Consider the following 16,443-nt stretch of genomic DNA (forward strand, 5'->3'; position numbering starts at 1 on the left):
TTTTCTTTAACGTAATGGGCTAAGTAGCCGAAGTGAGCTCGGATAGAATCCGCCGATGTCAATCAGGAGGTAACATGGCTAACACTATTGCTTCTTTTCTGAACACTCCCTGGGCCAGGTGGGGCTTCGTGCTTGGCTTCGCCCTTGGCGGATTTTTCGATGGCATCTTGCTGCATCAGGTGCTTCAGTGGCACCACTTCCTCAGCCTGGTGGAAGGGATGGACGACATCCGCCTGCAGATCTTGTGGGACGGCTATTTCCACGTGCTGATGTACGTCCTTGCCGTTGTTGGACTTTGGGGCCTTTGGCGTTCGAGAAACGCTACCAGCGGAGCATGGGGCAGCGCGCTGATCGGTTCTGTATTACTCGGCTTTGGTATCTGGAACTGGGTAGACATCGGGTTGGCGCACTGGATCATGGGCATCCACCGGGTGCGCCTCGACAGAGAGCCTTTGATGTGGGATCTCATCTGGCTAACGGCTTTCGGCGTGCTTCCTGTCATCGCGGCCTGGTGGGTGTACCGAACCAATGCCGCTCACCTGCGCAACTCTGCCGTAGCGCTGATGTTGATCACTGCGGGCGCGGCCGGCGCAGGCACCTGGGCATTGCAGCCCGCACCTGAAAGCAAATTCACAACTGTTGTGTTCGGCTATGGCGCCGAGCCGCGTGACGTCTTCGCCGCCTTGAAGGCGACCGACGCGCGGTTGGTATGGACCGACCGCGCCATGGGGGTCGTGGTGGTAGCCGTCGCGCCGGAACATAAAAACCGGTTTTATCGGCATGGCGCCATGCTCGTTGGAGGCACTGTCGGGGGCGTGGGCTGCGTCAACTGGACTACGGTTCGAAAAAACATCTGACAACGCGATGCATCAGCAGACGGGCATCGAAGGCACAAGCGATCTATGCGGGCAACTCGGGCGGATAAGTGATGCGCAGCCCGTCCACCCGGGCGAACGGCGTCAGCTTGTGCGGACGCCGACCGCGTGCGTCGATGATATCGTCCACAGGCACGCCACGCACCAACAAGGCATCGGCCACCAGCGAACGATGGCAGCGCCACGGCACCGCTTCCGCACACATCAGCGCGCACGGTCTGCTGCGGCCGATCTCAATCACCGCGTCGACGTTGGCCGCGAACTCTTCGGTCTGCATGTAGTCGGCATAGCCGCGAAACGACATGTTGCGCCAACCGGCGTTCGGGGAATCGGCGTGCGGGCGGCGCAGCCCGCCAAGGCCGCCCAGATAGCGGTATTCGATGCCGGCGTCTGCCAGCGATGCCGCCAGTTGCTCCTGCCCGAACTGCGGATTGTGGCGCGATTTGGGAATGGTACGGATGTCGAGCAGGCAGCCGATGCCGTTCTGCCACAGCAGGCCGACAAAGTCTTCGATAGTGCGGTTTGAATGGCCGATGGTGCAGACGAGTTCCGGTGTCATACCTATAGTTCACGGTGGCGATAGAGCATTCTGACACGGGGGCACGCCGCGAAGCGCACCGCATGGTCCCGCCCCTGAAGCGAACTACAGCTTTTTGCTCATGAAAATGCGGCTGACACCCTCCTGCTCCGATTCGATCTCGCCAAAAGCTACCCATCCATTTTTTTCGTAGAAGCCGGGTGCCTGGAAGCTGATGGTGTAAAGCACTGCTGAACGACAACCCCGTTCACGCGCCTCATCTTCAAATGCCCGGAGGATTTTCGTACCGATGCCCGAGCCACGAAGCGACGCTGGAAGGTGTAAAAGATCCAAAAACGCCAAGCCAAGTGAAGTGCGGCCCACAATTCCCCCGAGCGCTTCATCGCTGTCGGGATCCTTCACCATCACACACAAGGGGCGCCGGTCGCTTAATCCCGTAGCCTTCAGGTTAAATTCATCCAATCCCTTACCGATCGCGTCTTCGAACACTGGATCCACGCTATCACTCACAACAATGACACTTTGTTTCAAAGTACCTCCTCTAGGCGTGTGACAATCATTCCGCTTCAAATTTCTCTTTTACTAGCGGTAAGAAACGTTCAGGTACGAACCAGCGCGTCAGCCCACAAACTCCGCAGACGACAACTCGGTACCTTGGGCCGTGCAGGCTGCCAATCGGCAGCAGTTCGCCCGTGGCACCTGGCGACACTTCTTTTGCAAAATGCTCGTTGCCGCCACATTCGGTGCACGCCTTGCTTATTGCCATGTTTTATCTCCGTATTGTTTAGTCCGAGCGCCATCACTGGGCGTACTAAAGTGTACGATGCAAGTTGTATAATTAGCAAATCAAGATTTTGTTGTTTAGTCAGCAAAGACAGTCCGTGTAAATTTTCGCCTACTTGCCGGGCAGCGTTGCGCTGATAGGCCGGCACGGCAACGACAGTTAGGATGATCCTTTCACCCAACTTTCAGGAGACGGCAATGAGCAACGACAATCACCAGCAATCCGTTGGCGGCCAAGGCGCCACCGATGGCTTGAGCGGAACCGAGCATTCCGGTACCGAGGGCGCAGATAGCGGCCAGGGCTTCAACAAGGGCGGCAGCCATCCAAAAGAAGCCGGCCACGGCGGCCAGCACTCCGGCGGCATGGGCGGCGAAAATGGCGGCGACCTGCATGACGTCGGCCTGGGCCAGAGCGGCATGACCGGCGGCAGCGGCGGCGGCGGCAATCTGACCAAAAAGCTCGACAAAAAAAACCAGCCGACGCCCTAGCAGTGACGGCGACCGTTCAACGACGGCGGGAGCCCGACAATAGATGCAAGGCCGCCATCACCGCAACAGTGGAGAAACCATGAACAACCAGATCGTACGCATGTTGCCGACGTTCGAAGCCGCCGAAGCGGCCCGCAAGGGCTTGCTGGCCGAGGGCTTCGACAGGGACGGCATCGATGTCAATGTAACCACCGACGAGGCGGGCCCCGCCGAAAGCAATTTTTATGTGGGCGACTCGCCCGCCGTCAAGGGCGGCTCCGACTACGAGGACGTGTACAAGCCCGCCGCCCGGGGGGATTTGTGCATGATGACGGTGACCGTTGCCGATGCCGCCCAGCTGGAGCGGGCAGCGGCGATTTTGGAACACAACGGCGGGATCGACGTCGACCCCGCCCACGGCGCGGCCAAGAGCACTTTTTAAGCGATCCAGGCCGGCTACCGTCGATTGCAGCGGCTATCGGACTGTCGTATCAGGGCTTGCTGCTCAACTCCACCGTCGCCGTGCCGAGCCCGTCGCTGGTGGCGGTGACGACAATCTTGCCGCCCTGCCCCGCCCGTGTCCGCACGATCCCCAGCGCCAGGCCGTTGAACGCCGGCAGCTCCGGCGACTGGAACGACACATGGCTGGTGGCGTCGCCATTGTCGGTAGCGACCAGCTCAGCCGGACCGCTGACCGTGAACTTGACCTTGTTATGCGAGCGCGGCACCGCCAGCCCGTCCTTGTCGGCGACTGTCAAGGTCACGAACGACAAGTCCTTGCCGTCGGCGCTCAGCGCCTTGCGGTCGGCGCTCAGCATCAGCTTGGCCGCCGCGCCCGTGGTGCGCACCGTGTCCTCGGCCCACGGCTTGCCCTGCTTGTAGACCACCGCGCGCAAGGTGCCCGGCTTGTACACCACATCATCCCAGCGCAGGCGGTAGTCGCGCGGACCGCGCTTCTTGCGTCCCAGCGACTGGCCGTTGAGGAACAACTCGGCCTCGTCGCCGGACGTGTACAGATGCACCGGCGTCACCTGCCCGACGCGCTCCGGCCAGTTCCAGTGTGGCAGCAGATGCGCCATCGGCAGCTCCGGCCGCCAGCGCGCCTGGTATAGATAGAACCGGTCCTTCTTGAACCCGGCCAGATCGACTATGCCGAAATAGGAACTGCGCGACGGCATCTTGATCTTGCGCAGCTCGGCCAACTCCCTGGCGGCGGCCTGCTGCTGGGCCGGATCGGTAAAGTTGAAGACATTGGTGGCGTCGTCGTTGTACGGCGTCGGCTCGCCCAGGTAATCGAACCCGGTCCACACGAATTCACCGGCAACGAAGGGATTGTTGTCGATCCCGGCGAACTCGACGTCCGGCGACCAGGCCCACGGCGGCGCCGTCAAATCGTAGCTGCTGACCTGGAAGTTGAACGCGCCCTTGGTCTTGTCGTCGCTGACGGGGAAGAAATACTCGCCGCGCGAGCTGACGGTGGACGACGTTTCGCTGCCATACAGCGGCAGGTAAGGCGCGCTCTGATGCAGGCGGCCGTACTCGGAAGGCTTGTAGTTGTAGCCGAACACGTCGATGGCGGTCTGGAAGCCGTCATAGCCGGAGTTGACCTTGTTGAACCCGGCCGTGGTCGGACGCGAACGGTCTTCGCTGCGGACGATATCGGCCAGATGCACGGCCACCTTCCAGCCCTCCGGCTGGCCCTGCTCCATGATCTCGTTGCCGATGCTCCAGGCGATTACGCTCGGGTGGTTGCGGTCGCGCCGGACCATCGCGCGCAGGTCTTTTTCGTGCCAGGCGTCATACAGCGTGGCGTAGTCGTTCTTGGTCTTGGGAATGCGCCAGGCGTCGAACGCTTCGACGATGATCAGCATGCCCATGCGGTCGGCCAGCTCCAGCAGTTCGGGCGCCGGCGGATTGTGCGTGGTGCGGATGGCGTTGACTCCCATGTCCTGCAGAATTTCGAACTGGCGCTCCAGCGCGCGCACGTTCAGCGCCGCACCCAGCGCACCCAGATCGTGGTGCTGGCTGACGCCTTGCAGCATCACGCGCTCACCGTTGAGCAGGAAGCCGCGCGCCGCGTCGAAGGCGATCGTGCGCACGCCGAACGGCGTTTCGACCACGTCGACCACCTGGTCCTTGGCCGTCACCGTGGTCTCAGCCACATAGCGCTTGGGCGAACGCAGGCTCCACAATTGCGGACGCGCCAGTTGCAGCGACTGCGTCAGAATCGCCTGCTTGCCGGCCACGATCTTGGCGGCGGCCGAGACGGCGGTCTGCGCCAGCGCGGCGCCGGTGCGGCGGCCGGCCGCGTCCAGCGCGTAGACAGCGGTGCTGACTTTGGCCTCGGCGTCGGCGCCCTGATTATCCAGGGTCGCGCGGATCTCGACGGTGGCGGCGTCGGCGGACACCGTCGGCGTCAGCACGAAGATGCCGTTGTTGGCCACGTGTAGCGGCGTCGTCTTCACCAGCCACACGTTGCGATAAATCCCCCCGCCCGGATACCAGCGCGACGAATCCTCCGGGTTGTCGATGCGCACCGCCAGCACGTTTTGCGCGCCCGGCTTCAGATACGGCGTCAGTTCCAGGCGGAACGACGAGTAGCCGTAGGGCCATCCGCCGACCTTCTGCCCGTTGAGAAACACGGTCGCGTGGGACATCGCGCCATCGATATCGATGAAGACCCGGCGCCCGGCGTCTGCGGCGGGGGCGGCGAAGTGCTTGCGGTACCACGCCACGCCCCACCACGGCAGCTTGCCGGTCTCGCCCTCGTACTCCTGCTTGAACGGGCCTTCGATGCCAAAGTCGTGCGGCAGGTCGAGCTTGCGCCAGCGGCTGTCGTCGAACCCGGCGCCGCTGACGTCGCCCGAAGGCTCGCCCTTGATAAAGCGCCAGTCGGCATTGAAGGAAATCCGCTCGCGCACGGCGCGCTCTTCCGCACGGGCGGGAGCGTTGAGGCTGAAGGCGACGGCGGTAAGCAGCAACAGGTAGCGTAAATATCTCATAGGGTCCGTTAAAAAGAGTCGATGGATAAAAGCGTGGTGCCGGGGTGGGGTAAAACCTTATTTGTTCAGCAAGGTCAGCGACAGTTCCCAGTCCGCCCGCCATGCATACAGAAAATCATGCGTGGCGAACGCCTTTTTCAGGCGGGGCACGGGGACGCGGTACACCTCGTTCAAGCCCAGTGCCAGGGTTACGGGATTCCACAAGGTGTTGTGCTTGTTCTTCTTGCCCTTGCCGCCGCTGCCTTTCACGCGGGCGCCGTCGTCGCCGAAGATGCCGATGCCGTCCTCGAGCGACTGCGCCAGATCGAGCCGGGCCAAGCCATCGAAGGCGGCCAGGATCTCGTCGCGGCCGATGCCGTCCTGCGATTCCTTGACGCCTTCAATCTTGACCGGCTGCGGTTGCGCCTCGCGCTTGAGCCGCGCGGCCAGCTGTTCCAGATCCTTCTTCTGGAAGCGCAACTCGTGCAGCGCACGCCGGAAACCCGGGGGCGGCAGCTTGGTGACGATCTTGTAGGCGTCCTTGGTGAGGGTGATCAGCACGTCCTCACTGCCTGCCGCCAGACGCGCGGTATCGCCCTCGAAGAAAATCGGCGCCGCGTAGCCGCCGTTGGCGTCGCCGAACAGCTCGGGATACGCGGCGTCGTAGTCGAGCCAGACGTAGGGCGTGACACCGCTCTCGATCAAGCGCGCCAGGGTCCAGGGCGCGCCATTTAGGCCCTGTTGCGCAAGCCAGTCGCAAGCTTGTTCGGTGGTCGCGCGGAAAGGTAGTGGCTGGCTGATGGACGTCATTGAATTGGCCTGAAGCTATTTTTGGCTTAATGGAAACGTTTGAATTATAGAGCAGCCCGTGAACATGCAGAAATCGGCGCGCTTTGCTCCCGCCGCAAGTTATCCGATTTTATTTCTTCGGGGTTTGGGTAAACAAACGGCGCGCCGGGACGTCTCCTCAATGGATCTGGCAACCGCGCCAGTGAAATTGGAACTCGCTGCTCGCCATTCCAACCTTCCTCACCATTAATCGATCTCAAAGCTTACCTATGCACCGAAACGAAATGCCCCGCACCCAACTGTCCCCGATCGCGCGCGCCCTCCAGGCCGGGCTGATCGGTCTGCTCTACTCCGGCGCGGCCGGTGCGGCCGACACGCCGCCGGCCCCACAGCCCGATACCGCCCTGCCCATCGTTTTCGTGACCGGCGAACAGGAAACGGCAACCGGTGCGGTGGCTGGCTACGCGGCCAAGCGCAGCGCCACCGGCACCAAGACCGACACCCCCATCATCGAGACGCCGCAATCGATCAGCGTGATCGGCGCCGAGCAGATCGAAATGCTCAAGGCCGCCAGCATCGCCAGCGCGCTCGGCTACTCGGTGGGTGGCGTGCTGCGCCCGGAACGTACCGGCGACGAGATCACGCTGCGTGGCTTCCAGCTGCTGTCGACATTCCGCGACGGCACCAACTACCAGGTCAACCGCTTCGACGGCCAGCAGGAAGTCTACGGCCTCGAGCGCATCGAGGTGCTCAAGGGCGCCTCCTCCATCCTGTACGGCATGTCCTCGCCCGGCGGCGTGCTCAACACCGTCAGCAAGCGCCGGACGGCTGAAACGCTGCGCGAGCTAAACATCGAGGTCGGCTCCTTCGACCGCAAGCAGGTCTCCGCCGACTTCGCCGGCAAGCTCAGCGAGGACGCCGCGTGGACCTACCGTCTCACCGGCCTGCAACGCGACAGCGCCACTTTCATCGACTACATGCGCGACGACCGCACCTACCTGGCCCCGGCGTTCACCTGGCAGCCCACCGCCGCCACCAGCGTGACCTTGCTGTCGGAATTCCAGCGCGACCGCAGCAACTACGGCGCCGACGACCTGCCCGCGCCGGGCACCTTGCGCCCGAACGTGCATGGCGCGATCCCGCGCCACCGTTTCACCGGCGAGCCAGGCTACGATCACGTCCGCATCAAACGCTACTCGGTCGGCTACATCGTCGACCACGCGTTCACCGACCACTTCAAACTGCGCCAAAGCCTGCGCAAATACCATATGGACCAGGACTGGGCCTCAATCGGCACAGCGGCGAACTACGAAGCCGACCAGCGCAACATCAAGCGCTATGCCGAGGACCGCGACGAGCACACCAAGCGGTTGAATTCCGACACCGCACTGCAATACGACTGGCGCGCCGCCGGCGTCGGCCACACCACCCTCGTCGGCCTGGACTACACCGTAACCAAGCGCGCCAGCGAGCGCTCGGACCGCGCGGTCGGCACGCTGGACCTGTACGCGCCGGCCTACGGCGGCGCGCTCGGGCCGGCCGTCTACTCGTACGGCTTCCGCACCCGCGAAAAGCAGGTGGGCCTGTATTTCCAGGACCAGATGAAATTTGCCGACAAGTGGGTGCTGCTGCTGGGCGGGCGCCAGGACTGGGTGCGCCAGACCGAATGCGACTTCCGGAGCCCGTCGCTGTGCTCGGCCGACCATGAGAAGAGCGACGCCTTCACCGGTCGCGCCGGACTCGTCTATTTGGCCGGCAACGGCTTGGCGCCATTTGTCAGCTTCAGCCAGTCGTTTGCGCCCACCAGCGGCACGGACCGCAACGGCAAGCGCTTCGAGCCCACCGAGGGCGAACAGTTCGAGGCCGGCGTGCGCTACCAGGCCGCTGGCGGCGCGCTGATGATGTCGGCGGCCACCTATCAACTCACCCAAAGCAACGTGCTGACCCAGGACGCGCTGGACCGCCGCTTCGCGCGCCAGCAAGGCGAAGTGCGCGCCCGCGGTTTCGAACTCGAGATGCGCGGACGCGTCGGCCGCAACGCCCAGGTGCTTGCTGCCTACACCTACACGGACGCCCGCGTGACCAAGGCGAGTCCGTTGTTCCCCGACCAGGTCGGCGACCGCACCAACGGCGTGCCGTTCAACCAGCTGTCGCTGTGGGGCGATTACAGCTTCGGCATGTTCGGCGTTCCGGGTCTGAAGATCGGCGCCGGCGCCCGCTATATGGGTGAGACCACCAGTACCTACACCGACGTGGTCGCGCCGGCCTACACCGTCATCGACGCCATGGCCAGCTATGCCACCGGCCCGTGGCGCCTTGCGCTCAACGTCAGCAACCTGACCGACAAGCAGTTTTACACCAGCTGTCCTTCGTCGTGCTTTTACGGTGAGTCGCGCAACGTGAAGGCATCCGTCAGCTATCGCTGGTAACGCGCCAGTACGCGCGCGACGGCGATAGGCCCGCTTCCTAGATGTCGACCAGCTCGCGGCAGCCGGCGATGGCTTGGCTGGCGTCGCGCAGCATGAAGTTGACCAAGGTGGCCGAGCAGCCGATCTGCCGGGCGATGTCGCGCTGGGTCAGGCCGCCCAGGCGCGAGAGTTCGAACACAAGTCGCGTGCGCGACGGCAGGCCGCACAGGATGCGGTCGATGGCATGAATGACCTGCATGCCGTGCAGCTGGTGATCGGGAATGCTGCCGCCGGCTATCTGCGGCAGTTCGCCGTCGTCCGGATAGATGCGGTAGGACGACTCGACCGTCTGGCGGCGACAATGGTCGAGCGCCATGTTGCGCACCACCTGACAGCAATAGCAAAACGGCTTGAGAATCTCGCGCACCGCCGTCATCTCGACCACCTTCAGATAGGCGTCCTGCATCACCTCGTCGGCAATGTGGGAGGTGCCGACGATCTTGCGTGCGATGCGGCGCAGCCGCATTCGATGTTCGATAAATATGTCCCCAAGGACCCGTTGTTGCAACTCCGCCGACATCAAAACCTCCGCATTTGCCAAATCAGCACGATTAATCTTAAGCTAACTTATAAATGCGAATCATTATCATTTGTTTTTATCATTATGTCTATCATTTCTTGACGGCTTGCCAACCCGGGCGCGGTGCCATCGGGGCGGCGGTGGTGGGAATGCCACGCATTACTCATCTTGATGAGTAATCACCAATCCAGATACCGGACATGCTTTGAATGAATGTCTTTGCGATAACCTAGCCTGCCGAGCTTCTCTCCCCGCCCCCATCACACTGAAAGGTCGCATCCATGTCTTCCTTAAAAGTCCCCGCCGTCATTTTCACGCTGGCCCTGTCCAGCTGCGCGCAGGTCGGCGCCGTCGTCACCTCGCCCGGCAAGCAGATCGAGTTGCTCAACCGCGGCGCGGTGGCGATCCAGACCCCGGGCGGCGTGTTCGTCAGCTGGCGGCTGCTGGCCACCGACGCGGGCGGCGTGGCGTTCAACGTCTATCGCGGTAGCACCAAGCTCAACAGCACGCCGTTGAGCCAGCTCAACTACACCGACGCCGGCGGTACCGCGTCAAGCGCGTATTCGGTGCGCGCGGTCGTCAACGGTGCCGAACAGAGCGGCTTCGGCGCCGGCGCCACGTGGTCGGCGCCATACAAGACGGTGCCGGTGCAGCGCCCGGCCGGCGGCACCTCGCCCGACGGCATCGCCTACACTTACGAGATCAACGACGGCACCCCGGCCGACCTCGACGGCGATGGTGCCTACGAGCTCATCGTCAAGTGGCAGCCCACCAACGCCAAGGACAATTCGCAGTCCGGCTACACCGGCAACACCCTGGTCGACGCGTACAAACTCGACGGCACGCGGCTGTGGCGTATCGACCTGGGCCGCAACATCCGCGCCGGCGCCCATTACACCACGATGGTGGCCTACGACTTCGACGGCGACGGCAAGGCCGAGGTCATGATGAAGACGGCCGACGCCACCGTCGACGGCACCGGCGCGACGATCGGCTCGGCCTCGGCCGACCACCGCAACAGCGCCGGCTACATCCTGACCGGGCCGGAATTCCTCACCGTGTTCAACGGCCAGACCGGCAAGGCAATGAAGACCACGAACTACCTGCCGGCGCGTGGCACCGTCTCGAGCTGGGGCGACAACTACGGCAACCGGGTCGACCGCTTCCTCGGCGGCGTGGCCAACCTGGACGGCGCGCGTCCGAGCGCGGTGTTTTCGCGCGGCTACTACACGCGCGCGGTCATCGCCGCCTGGGACTGGCGCGACGGCGCGCTGACGAGCCGCTGGGTGTTCGACACCGACGTCGCCGGCAGCGCAGCGCGCGGCCAGGGCGCGCACTGGTTCAGCGTGGCCGACGTCAACAGTGACGGCAAGGACGACATCGTCTACGGCGCGGCCACCATCGACAGTTATGGGCAGTTGCTGTACACGACGGGACTGTGCCACGGCGATGCTTTGCACGTGGGTAAATTCAATCCGAACCTGGCCGGCTTGCAGGTGTACATGGTGCACGAGACGCCCAGCTGCTACGGCGCCAGCGGCACCGGCATGCACAACGCGGCCACCGGCGCGCTGCTGTGGGGCACCAGCGGCGAAGGCGTGGATGTGGGACGCGGCGTGTGCATGGACATCGATCCGGCCTATCCCGGCGAGGAATGCTGGGGCAGCCGCGGCGGCTTGCGCAGCGCGACAGGGGTGCAGATCGGCACCAATCGGCCGAGCCAGATGAACTTCGCGGCGTGGTGGGACGGCGACTTGCTGCGCGAGGCGCTCGATGGCACGCAGATCAGCAAGTGGAATCCGTCGACCAGCAGTTCGACTGTGCTGGTGAATGCGGCCGATGCCGGCGCGGCGTCCAACAACGGCACCAAGGCGACGCCGGTGTTGAGCGCCGATTTGCTGGGGGATTGGCGCGAGGAGGTGGTGTGGCGCAACAGCGCCAACACGGCGCTGCTGATTTACAGCACCACGGCGCCGACCGCGACGCGCTTGCCAACTTTAATGCACAACCCGCAGTACCGGGCGCAGGTGGCGGCGCAGAACGCCGGCTACAACCAGCCGCCGCATCCGAGTTTCTATCTGGGCGCGGGCATGGGCGCCTTCGTGCAGGAGCCGGTGCATACGCCGTGATGACTTGATGCGGGCGGTGTCGGCGACGCGTTAAAGCGGCACGCTGAGCAAGCCGTCGCGCAACAGGCTCGGGGTCAGCCCGGTCCAGCGTTTGAATGAGCGGCGGAAGTTGGTGGCGTCGTGGAAGCCGAGGTATTGGGCCACCGCTTCGTTGTCGTAGCCGCGCGCCTGGAACAGATGGATGGCAACATGCGCGCGCACCTGGTCCAGCTCGGCCTGGAAGTGGCTGCCGTGACGCGCCAGGTGGCGCTTCAGCGTCGCCGGGCTTACGCCGAACGCGGCCGCGCTCAACTCCAGGGTCGGCCCGAGGCGGATGTTGGCCAGCAAGTGGTCGTACAACGCCGACAGCAGGCTGGGCGCCAGCGCCAGCTTGTCGGCGCCCGCCTCCGCCGCCGCGCTGTCGAGCGCCACCGACGCCGCCATCGCGTTACCGCGCGGCCACGGCTTATCGAGCCACTCCGGATTGATCAGCATCGCGTCCAGGTGACAGTTGAAGCGCAGGTCGGCACCCAGGTGCGCCTCGTGCTGCTCGACATGCGCCGGCGCGCTTCGATTCAGACAGTAGCGCCACGGCAAGCGCTCACCCGCCAGCCAGCGGCACATCGCCGTCACCGCCGTCATGTGCATTTCCACCAGCGCCGGCAACTGGCTGGGCGCGCCGAAGCTGTCGGTCCAGTACAGCACGGCCAGGCCGCCCTCCTCGCGCAATCGCGGCGTCAGCAACGGGCATAAACGCACGGCGCCGGCGCACAGTATCTGCAGCGCCTGCCGCAGGCTCTGTGCCTGCAGCAAGGCGTGGCTGAACGCGCCGAAATGTCCCGGCAGCATCTGCTGGCCCAGCATGAAGCTGGTGTCGGGGCTGTCCAGCCCGCGCATCACGTTCTCCAGCAACTGCAGGTATTGCGCCGGACTGAGCGCGATGTCCGCGTCCGGCATCTCCCATCCGCGCAGACCGGTGCCACGCAGGGCCTTGTCGCCTTGCTCGTCGAGCTCGCGACTGCGGGCGTAGTCGAGTATCAACGCCGGCTGGTGCTGCGCCGGAATGAAACTGTCGCCGATTTGCCGGTAGGCGATCATGCCGCCGCCGGTTGCGACACGGCCCGGCTCAGCTCGGCCATCACCACGTCCGGCGCCGCGTGCGCGTCCGCGTTCGAACAGGCGTGGCGCAGGCTGATACTCACCTGCCCGCCTTTTGCATGGTGACGCATCTGGCCCACCATGGCGGACAAGTGCCGCGCCAACGACGCGGCCTGTTCCACGGTGGTATCGGGCAGCAGCAAAGCAAACCGGTCGCCGGCATAGCGGCATAGCAGGTCTTCGTTGCGCAGGTTGAGCAACAGCATGTGGCCGACCGCCTGCAACACGCGGTCGCCTTCAGACTGGCCGAATTCGCGGTTGATTCGGTGGAAGCCGTCGATGTCCAGCAGCACCAGCGCGCAGGGTTGGCCTGGCTGCCGGGCCTGTTCGTGGCGGATCTGGCGACGCAGATAATCGGCGTTGGCCAGTTGCGTGACGCGGTCGAAGGCGCGGTGATCGCGGAACAGCCGTTCGCGCTTTTGCAGGTGCTCGTTGAGGCGGAACTGCTCATGCCGCCAGTAATACATGCCGATGGTCACCACCAGCATGCCGACCGGCACCATGCCCTCCAGCCAGTGATCCCATCGCGCTGCCTTGCTGATGGCAAAAAATTCGTCCAAGCAGTCGGCGAAGGAACCGATCATGATCAACGCCAGGCCGCCGGCCAGCAGGCGCGTGACCAGGCCGCCTGGACGGCTGCTCAAGGTAAATAATACCCAGCTGCCGGCCATGACGGCGGTGCCGCCTTCGCTGACGATGTCGGTCCATTTCCAGTGGTCGAAAGATTTAGCCACGCCAAGGCTGGCGTACAGGAACAGGCAGGCCAGCAGGGCCAGGCCGGCCGCGATCAGGGTGGAACGGTGAAGTTGCAGCATGGGTGGGCTCATCGTGGCGGCGTCGGTAGTGCCGCCGCAGCATAGTGGAGATTTATGACAAGGTCGTGACACCGGCCGCGACGCGGGGAAATGCGCGGTAACGCAACAACAGGTGCAAACGGCTCACGATTGGTGGAAGGCCGCCGCGCGTCCCGGCACGACGCGCGGCGGCCTTGCCCCTCTACTCCTCCGTTCCGGGCCGACGGCAGCCTGTTTGCCGGGTCAATCCAGCTCATGTCGCCCGCATTTTGCCGTGCGGAAGCGCTTTTGGCCGCCTGGCGCTGCCATGTGTCATGCAATTGACACATTGACTACTTAAAATCCGCCCGTCCCCCACCTACTCATGACGGCACCAAATGAACACCACACAATATAAATCGTCCAAACAGCCCACGCAGCAAGGTCACGGCTGCCGCCTTTCCGTGCTCAGCCTTGCTGTGCTGACCATGCTGGCCGCGCAGTCGCATGCCAACGCGCAAACCGGCCAGACCGGCGACGGCGCCGCCGCCAGCGTCGCGGCCAGCGCCAACAGCGTGGTGATCTCCGGCCAGCGCTCCAGCCTGCGCAACGCCATCGCCGCCCAGGAGCAGGCCGACAACATCGTTAGTGTCATCAGCAGCGACGACATCGGCGGCCTGCCGGACAAGAACGCCGCCGAAGCGCTGGCGCGCCTGCCGGGCCTGTCGGTGCAGCGCGACCAGGGCGAAGGCCGCTACGTCAGCGTGCGCGGCCTCGGCCCGGACCTGAATTCTGTCACCATCAACGGCGCCTTGGTGCCGTCGCCCGAATCCGGCCGACGCGCGGTGGCGCTGGACGTGCTGCCGGCGGGCCTGATCCGCTCGCTGTCGGTCAGCAAGACGCTGACGCCGGACCAGGACGCCAACTCCCTCGGCGGCACCGTCGAAGTCAAAACGCTGTCGGCCTTCGATCTGCCGGGCAAGCTGCTGTCGGCCACCGTCGGCGCCAGCCGCGACCAGAACATCGGCAGGACCAGCCCCAACGGCAGCATCCTGTTTGCCGACCGCTTCCTGAACGGCAAACTTGGCGTTGCGGGTGGCATCAGCTACGAGAAGCGTGAATTCGGTTCCGACAACGTCGAAACCGGCGGCGCCTGGGAAGACGGCAAGCTGACCGGCGTCGAGCTGCGCGACTACCTGCCCACGCGCAAGCGCCGCGCGGCCGCCCTCAACCTCGACTACCACGCGGACAACCTGAGCAAGTACTTCGTGCGCAGCTTCATCAGCGACTTCAGCGACGACGAGGTGCGCGACCGCCTGACCATCAGCAACATTGCCGGCGACGGCCTGGTCGAAGGCCAGACCGCCAGCGCACGCGGCGAACGCCGCCTGCGCCAGCGCAAGTACACGCAGACCATCAGTTCGGTGGTGCTGGGCACCGAACAAAAATGGAGCGGCTGGAAGCTCGACCTGTCCGGCGGCATCAGCCGCGCCACCGACGAGGCGCCCGAGTCGATCAACGACGCCCGCTTCCGTGGCGCCAAGGACTTCGCAGGCGTCGGCTTCACCGGCACCGACATCCCGCGCCTGACCGGCCCGGCCGGCCTGTACGAGGACGCCAACTACAAGCTGAACTCGATCGCGCTCAAACAGGGCGACGCCACCGACAAGGAACACCACGTGCGCTTCGACCTGAGCCACAAGTTCGACCTCGGTGAAGGCAGCTCGACACTCAAGTTCGGCGCCAAGGCCGGCCGCCGCGAAAAATCCAACGACACCGAGGCGTGGTCGTACAGCAGCAAGCAGATCGGCGGCGCCAGCACCGCGCTGGCCGACTACGTCACCGGCAACGACATCGATTACAAACTCGGCCGAATCGGCAAGGGCATCGATCCGGCAGCGATCCGCCGCCTGGTGGCCGGACTGAAGAGCTCCGACGCCCGCCTGCTGGTGGACTCGACCGTCGACGACTACCGCATCCATGAGGACATCGACGCCGCCTACGTGCAAAACAGCGTCGACATCGACGCCTGGCACCTGCTGGCCGGCGTACGCGCCGAGCACACCAGGTTCAACGCGGCCGGATCGCGCGTCAACGAGGAAGAAGAATCCTTCGATCCGGTCGACCGCCGGCGTTCGTACACCAACTGGCTGCCGTCGTTGCAGGCGCGTTACGACCTCGACGCAAAAACCAGCGTGCGCGCGGCCTGGACCCATGCGGTGGTGCGCGCCAACTTCAGCCAGCTGGCGCCGGGCGTGAGCCTGGCCAGCGACACCGAGGCCACCATCGGCAACCCCGATCTGGCGCCGCTGAAGTCGACCAACCTCGACCTGGGCATCGAGCGCGTGCTGGGCGACGACGGCAGCATGTCGGCCTATGTATTCCACAAGGACATCAAGAACTTCACCTACACCACCAACCTGGCCGGCAGCGGCCAGTGGGCCGACTACACCTCGGCTGTGTCGTACGCCAATGGCGACAAGGCCACCGTCAAGGGCATCGAACTGGCCTACAGCCAGCCGCTGCGCATGTTGCCGGCGCCGTTCAACCGCCTGATCGTCGGCGCCAACGGCAGCCTGACCAGCTCGGACGCCAACATCGCCCGCTACGACATCGACGCCGGCCGCACGCGATCGCGCAGCATCAACATGCCGGGCCAATCGGACCGCGTGCTGAACCTGATGCTGGGCTATGAACAGGGCCCGCTGAGCACCCGCGTGGCGCTCAACTATAAATCGAAGTACCTGCTGGAAATGGGCGACGACATCCTCGACGCCGGCCAGGACCGCATCGTCGACGCGCAGAAACAGGTCGACTTCTCGCTGTCTTACCAGCTCAGCAAGCAGGTGCAGTTGAACTTCGAGGCCGCCAACCTGAACAACGAAAAATACTACGTCTATCTGGGCAGCAAAGCGCAGAACGCGCAATATGAACAATACGGACGCACCTATAAAGTCAGCCTCAAAGTGAGCATGTTCTAAT

General features: G+C 64.1%; 14 protein-coding genes. 6 read left to right on the plus strand and 8 right to left on the minus strand.

What is annotated here, in order from left to right; genetic code table 11:
* Nucleotides 1-74 precede the first annotated feature (74 nt).
* Nucleotides 75-857: a DUF2243 domain-containing protein gene (locus tag ACZ0BA_RS10910; protein ID WP_463451301.1), complete on the plus strand. Its 783-nt coding sequence runs from the start codon at nucleotides 75-77 to the stop codon at nucleotides 855-857.
* A gap of 43 nt (nucleotides 858-900) precedes the next feature.
* Here the strand turns inward: ACZ0BA_RS10910 and ACZ0BA_RS10915 are convergent, their stop codons facing one another.
* The 3 genes from ACZ0BA_RS10915 to ACZ0BA_RS10925 form a co-directional block, all read right to left on the minus strand.
* On the minus strand, nucleotides 901-1,434 hold the full coding sequence (locus tag ACZ0BA_RS10915) for a DUF488 domain-containing protein (RefSeq protein WP_463451302.1): 534 nt from the start codon (nucleotides 1,432-1,434) through the stop codon (nucleotides 901-903).
* An 84-nt stretch (nucleotides 1,435-1,518) separates the two neighbouring features.
* The gene (locus ACZ0BA_RS10920; RefSeq protein ID WP_463451303.1) at nucleotides 1,519-1,944 is read right to left on the minus strand and encodes a GNAT family N-acetyltransferase; all 426 of its coding nucleotides are present in this window, start codon (nucleotides 1,942-1,944) and stop codon (nucleotides 1,519-1,521) included.
* Between the two features lie 25 nt (nucleotides 1,945-1,969).
* Nucleotides 1,970-2,179, minus strand: a complete 210-nt coding sequence (locus tag ACZ0BA_RS10925; protein WP_463451304.1) for a hypothetical protein — start codon at nucleotides 2,177-2,179, stop codon at nucleotides 1,970-1,972.
* A gap of 215 nt (nucleotides 2,180-2,394) precedes the next feature.
* On the opposite strand from ACZ0BA_RS10925, the gene ACZ0BA_RS10930 reads away from it, so the two are divergent.
* Together ACZ0BA_RS10930 and ACZ0BA_RS10935 are read left to right on the plus strand one after the other, a co-directional pair.
* Complete coding sequence (locus ACZ0BA_RS10930; RefSeq protein WP_463451305.1) at nucleotides 2,395-2,685, plus strand: hypothetical protein; 291 nt, start codon at nucleotides 2,395-2,397, stop codon at nucleotides 2,683-2,685.
* 79 nt (nucleotides 2,686-2,764) lie between these two features.
* Nucleotides 2,765-3,106: a hypothetical protein gene (locus ACZ0BA_RS10935; protein WP_463451306.1), complete on the plus strand. Its 342-nt coding sequence runs from the start codon at nucleotides 2,765-2,767 to the stop codon at nucleotides 3,104-3,106.
* A gap of 49 nt (nucleotides 3,107-3,155) precedes the next feature.
* Here the strand turns inward: ACZ0BA_RS10935 and galB are convergent, their stop codons facing one another.
* Together galB and ACZ0BA_RS10945 are read right to left on the minus strand one after the other, a co-directional pair.
* Complete coding sequence (gene galB / locus ACZ0BA_RS10940; RefSeq protein WP_463451307.1) at nucleotides 3,156-5,666, minus strand: beta-galactosidase GalB; 2,511 nt, start codon at nucleotides 5,664-5,666, stop codon at nucleotides 3,156-3,158.
* Between the two features lie 57 nt (nucleotides 5,667-5,723).
* The gene (locus ACZ0BA_RS10945; RefSeq protein WP_463451308.1) at nucleotides 5,724-6,455 is read right to left on the minus strand and encodes a hypothetical protein; all 732 of its coding nucleotides are present in this window, start codon (nucleotides 6,453-6,455) and stop codon (nucleotides 5,724-5,726) included.
* Nucleotides 6,456-6,718: 263 nt separating this feature from the next.
* Between ACZ0BA_RS10945 and ACZ0BA_RS10950 the strand changes: the two genes are divergently transcribed.
* Entirely contained in the window at nucleotides 6,719-8,863 is a 2,145-nt protein-coding gene (locus ACZ0BA_RS10950; protein ID WP_463451309.1) for a TonB-dependent siderophore receptor, read from the plus strand.
* A gap of 37 nt (nucleotides 8,864-8,900) precedes the next feature.
* On the opposite strand, the gene ACZ0BA_RS10955 is transcribed toward ACZ0BA_RS10950, so the two are convergent.
* Nucleotides 8,901-9,422, minus strand: a complete 522-nt coding sequence (locus ACZ0BA_RS10955; protein WP_463451310.1) for a sigma-70 family RNA polymerase sigma factor — start codon at nucleotides 9,420-9,422, stop codon at nucleotides 8,901-8,903.
* 281 nt (nucleotides 9,423-9,703) lie between these two features.
* Here ACZ0BA_RS10955 and ACZ0BA_RS10960 point away from each other — a divergent pair, with 281 nt between their 5' ends.
* The gene (locus ACZ0BA_RS10960; RefSeq protein ID WP_463451311.1) at nucleotides 9,704-11,551 is read left to right on the plus strand and encodes a rhamnogalacturonan lyase; all 1,848 of its coding nucleotides are present in this window, start codon (nucleotides 9,704-9,706) and stop codon (nucleotides 11,549-11,551) included.
* Nucleotides 11,552-11,581: 30 nt separating this feature from the next.
* Here ACZ0BA_RS10960 and ACZ0BA_RS10965 read toward each other — a convergent pair whose 3' ends face one another.
* Nucleotides 11,582-12,628: an AraC family transcriptional regulator gene (locus ACZ0BA_RS10965; protein ID WP_463451312.1), complete on the minus strand. Its 1,047-nt coding sequence runs from the start codon at nucleotides 12,626-12,628 to the stop codon at nucleotides 11,582-11,584.
* Entirely contained in the window at nucleotides 12,625-13,503 is an 879-nt protein-coding gene (locus tag ACZ0BA_RS10970) for a GGDEF domain-containing protein (RefSeq protein ID WP_463451313.1), read from the minus strand. Before ACZ0BA_RS10970 ends, ACZ0BA_RS10965 begins: the two co-directional genes overlap by 4 nt.
* Nucleotides 13,504-13,859: 356 nt before the next feature.
* On the opposite strand from ACZ0BA_RS10970, the gene ACZ0BA_RS10975 reads away from it, so the two are divergent.
* Nucleotides 13,860-16,442, plus strand: coding sequence for a TonB-dependent receptor (locus ACZ0BA_RS10975; RefSeq protein ID WP_463451315.1), 2,583 nt, complete (start codon nucleotides 13,860-13,862; stop codon nucleotides 16,440-16,442).
* Nucleotide 16,443: the final 1 nt, after the last annotated feature.

This window comes from Duganella sp. AC917, from assembly GCF_979258245.1.

What these genes read in the sequence shown, in the direction of transcription:
- ACZ0BA_RS10930 (WP_463451305.1), top strand. Translation starts at nt 2,395, where the DNA reads ATGAGCAACGACAATCACCAGCAATCCGTTGGCGGCCAAGGCGCCACC.
- ACZ0BA_RS10975 (WP_463451315.1), top strand. Translation starts at nt 13,860, where the DNA reads ATGAACACCACACAATATAAATCGTCCAAACAGCCCACGCAGCAAGGT.
- ACZ0BA_RS10955 (WP_463451310.1), bottom strand. Translation starts at nt 9,422, where the DNA reads ATGTCGGCGGAGTTGCAACAACGGGTCCTTGGGGACATATTTATCGAA.
- ACZ0BA_RS10915 (WP_463451302.1), bottom strand. Translation starts at nt 1,434, where the DNA reads ATGACACCGGAACTCGTCTGCACCATCGGCCATTCAAACCGCACTATC.
- ACZ0BA_RS10970 (WP_463451313.1), bottom strand. Translation starts at nt 13,503, where the DNA reads ATGCTGCAACTTCACCGTTCCACCCTGATCGCGGCCGGCCTGGCCCTG.
- ACZ0BA_RS10965 (WP_463451312.1), bottom strand. Translation starts at nt 12,628, where the DNA reads ATGATCGCCTACCGGCAAATCGGCGACAGTTTCATTCCGGCGCAGCAC.
- ACZ0BA_RS10925 (WP_463451304.1), bottom strand. Translation starts at nt 2,179, where the DNA reads ATGGCAATAAGCAAGGCGTGCACCGAATGTGGCGGCAACGAGCATTTT.
- ACZ0BA_RS10910 (WP_463451301.1), top strand. Translation starts at nt 75, where the DNA reads ATGGCTAACACTATTGCTTCTTTTCTGAACACTCCCTGGGCCAGGTGG.
- ACZ0BA_RS10950 (WP_463451309.1), top strand. Translation starts at nt 6,719, where the DNA reads ATGCCCCGCACCCAACTGTCCCCGATCGCGCGCGCCCTCCAGGCCGGG.
- ACZ0BA_RS10945 (WP_463451308.1), bottom strand. Translation starts at nt 6,455, where the DNA reads ATGACGTCCATCAGCCAGCCACTACCTTTCCGCGCGACCACCGAACAA.
- ACZ0BA_RS10960 (WP_463451311.1), top strand. Translation starts at nt 9,704, where the DNA reads ATGTCTTCCTTAAAAGTCCCCGCCGTCATTTTCACGCTGGCCCTGTCC.
- galB (WP_463451307.1), bottom strand. Translation starts at nt 5,666, where the DNA reads ATGAGATATTTACGCTACCTGTTGCTGCTTACCGCCGTCGCCTTCAGC.
- ACZ0BA_RS10935 (WP_463451306.1), top strand. Translation starts at nt 2,765, where the DNA reads ATGAACAACCAGATCGTACGCATGTTGCCGACGTTCGAAGCCGCCGAA.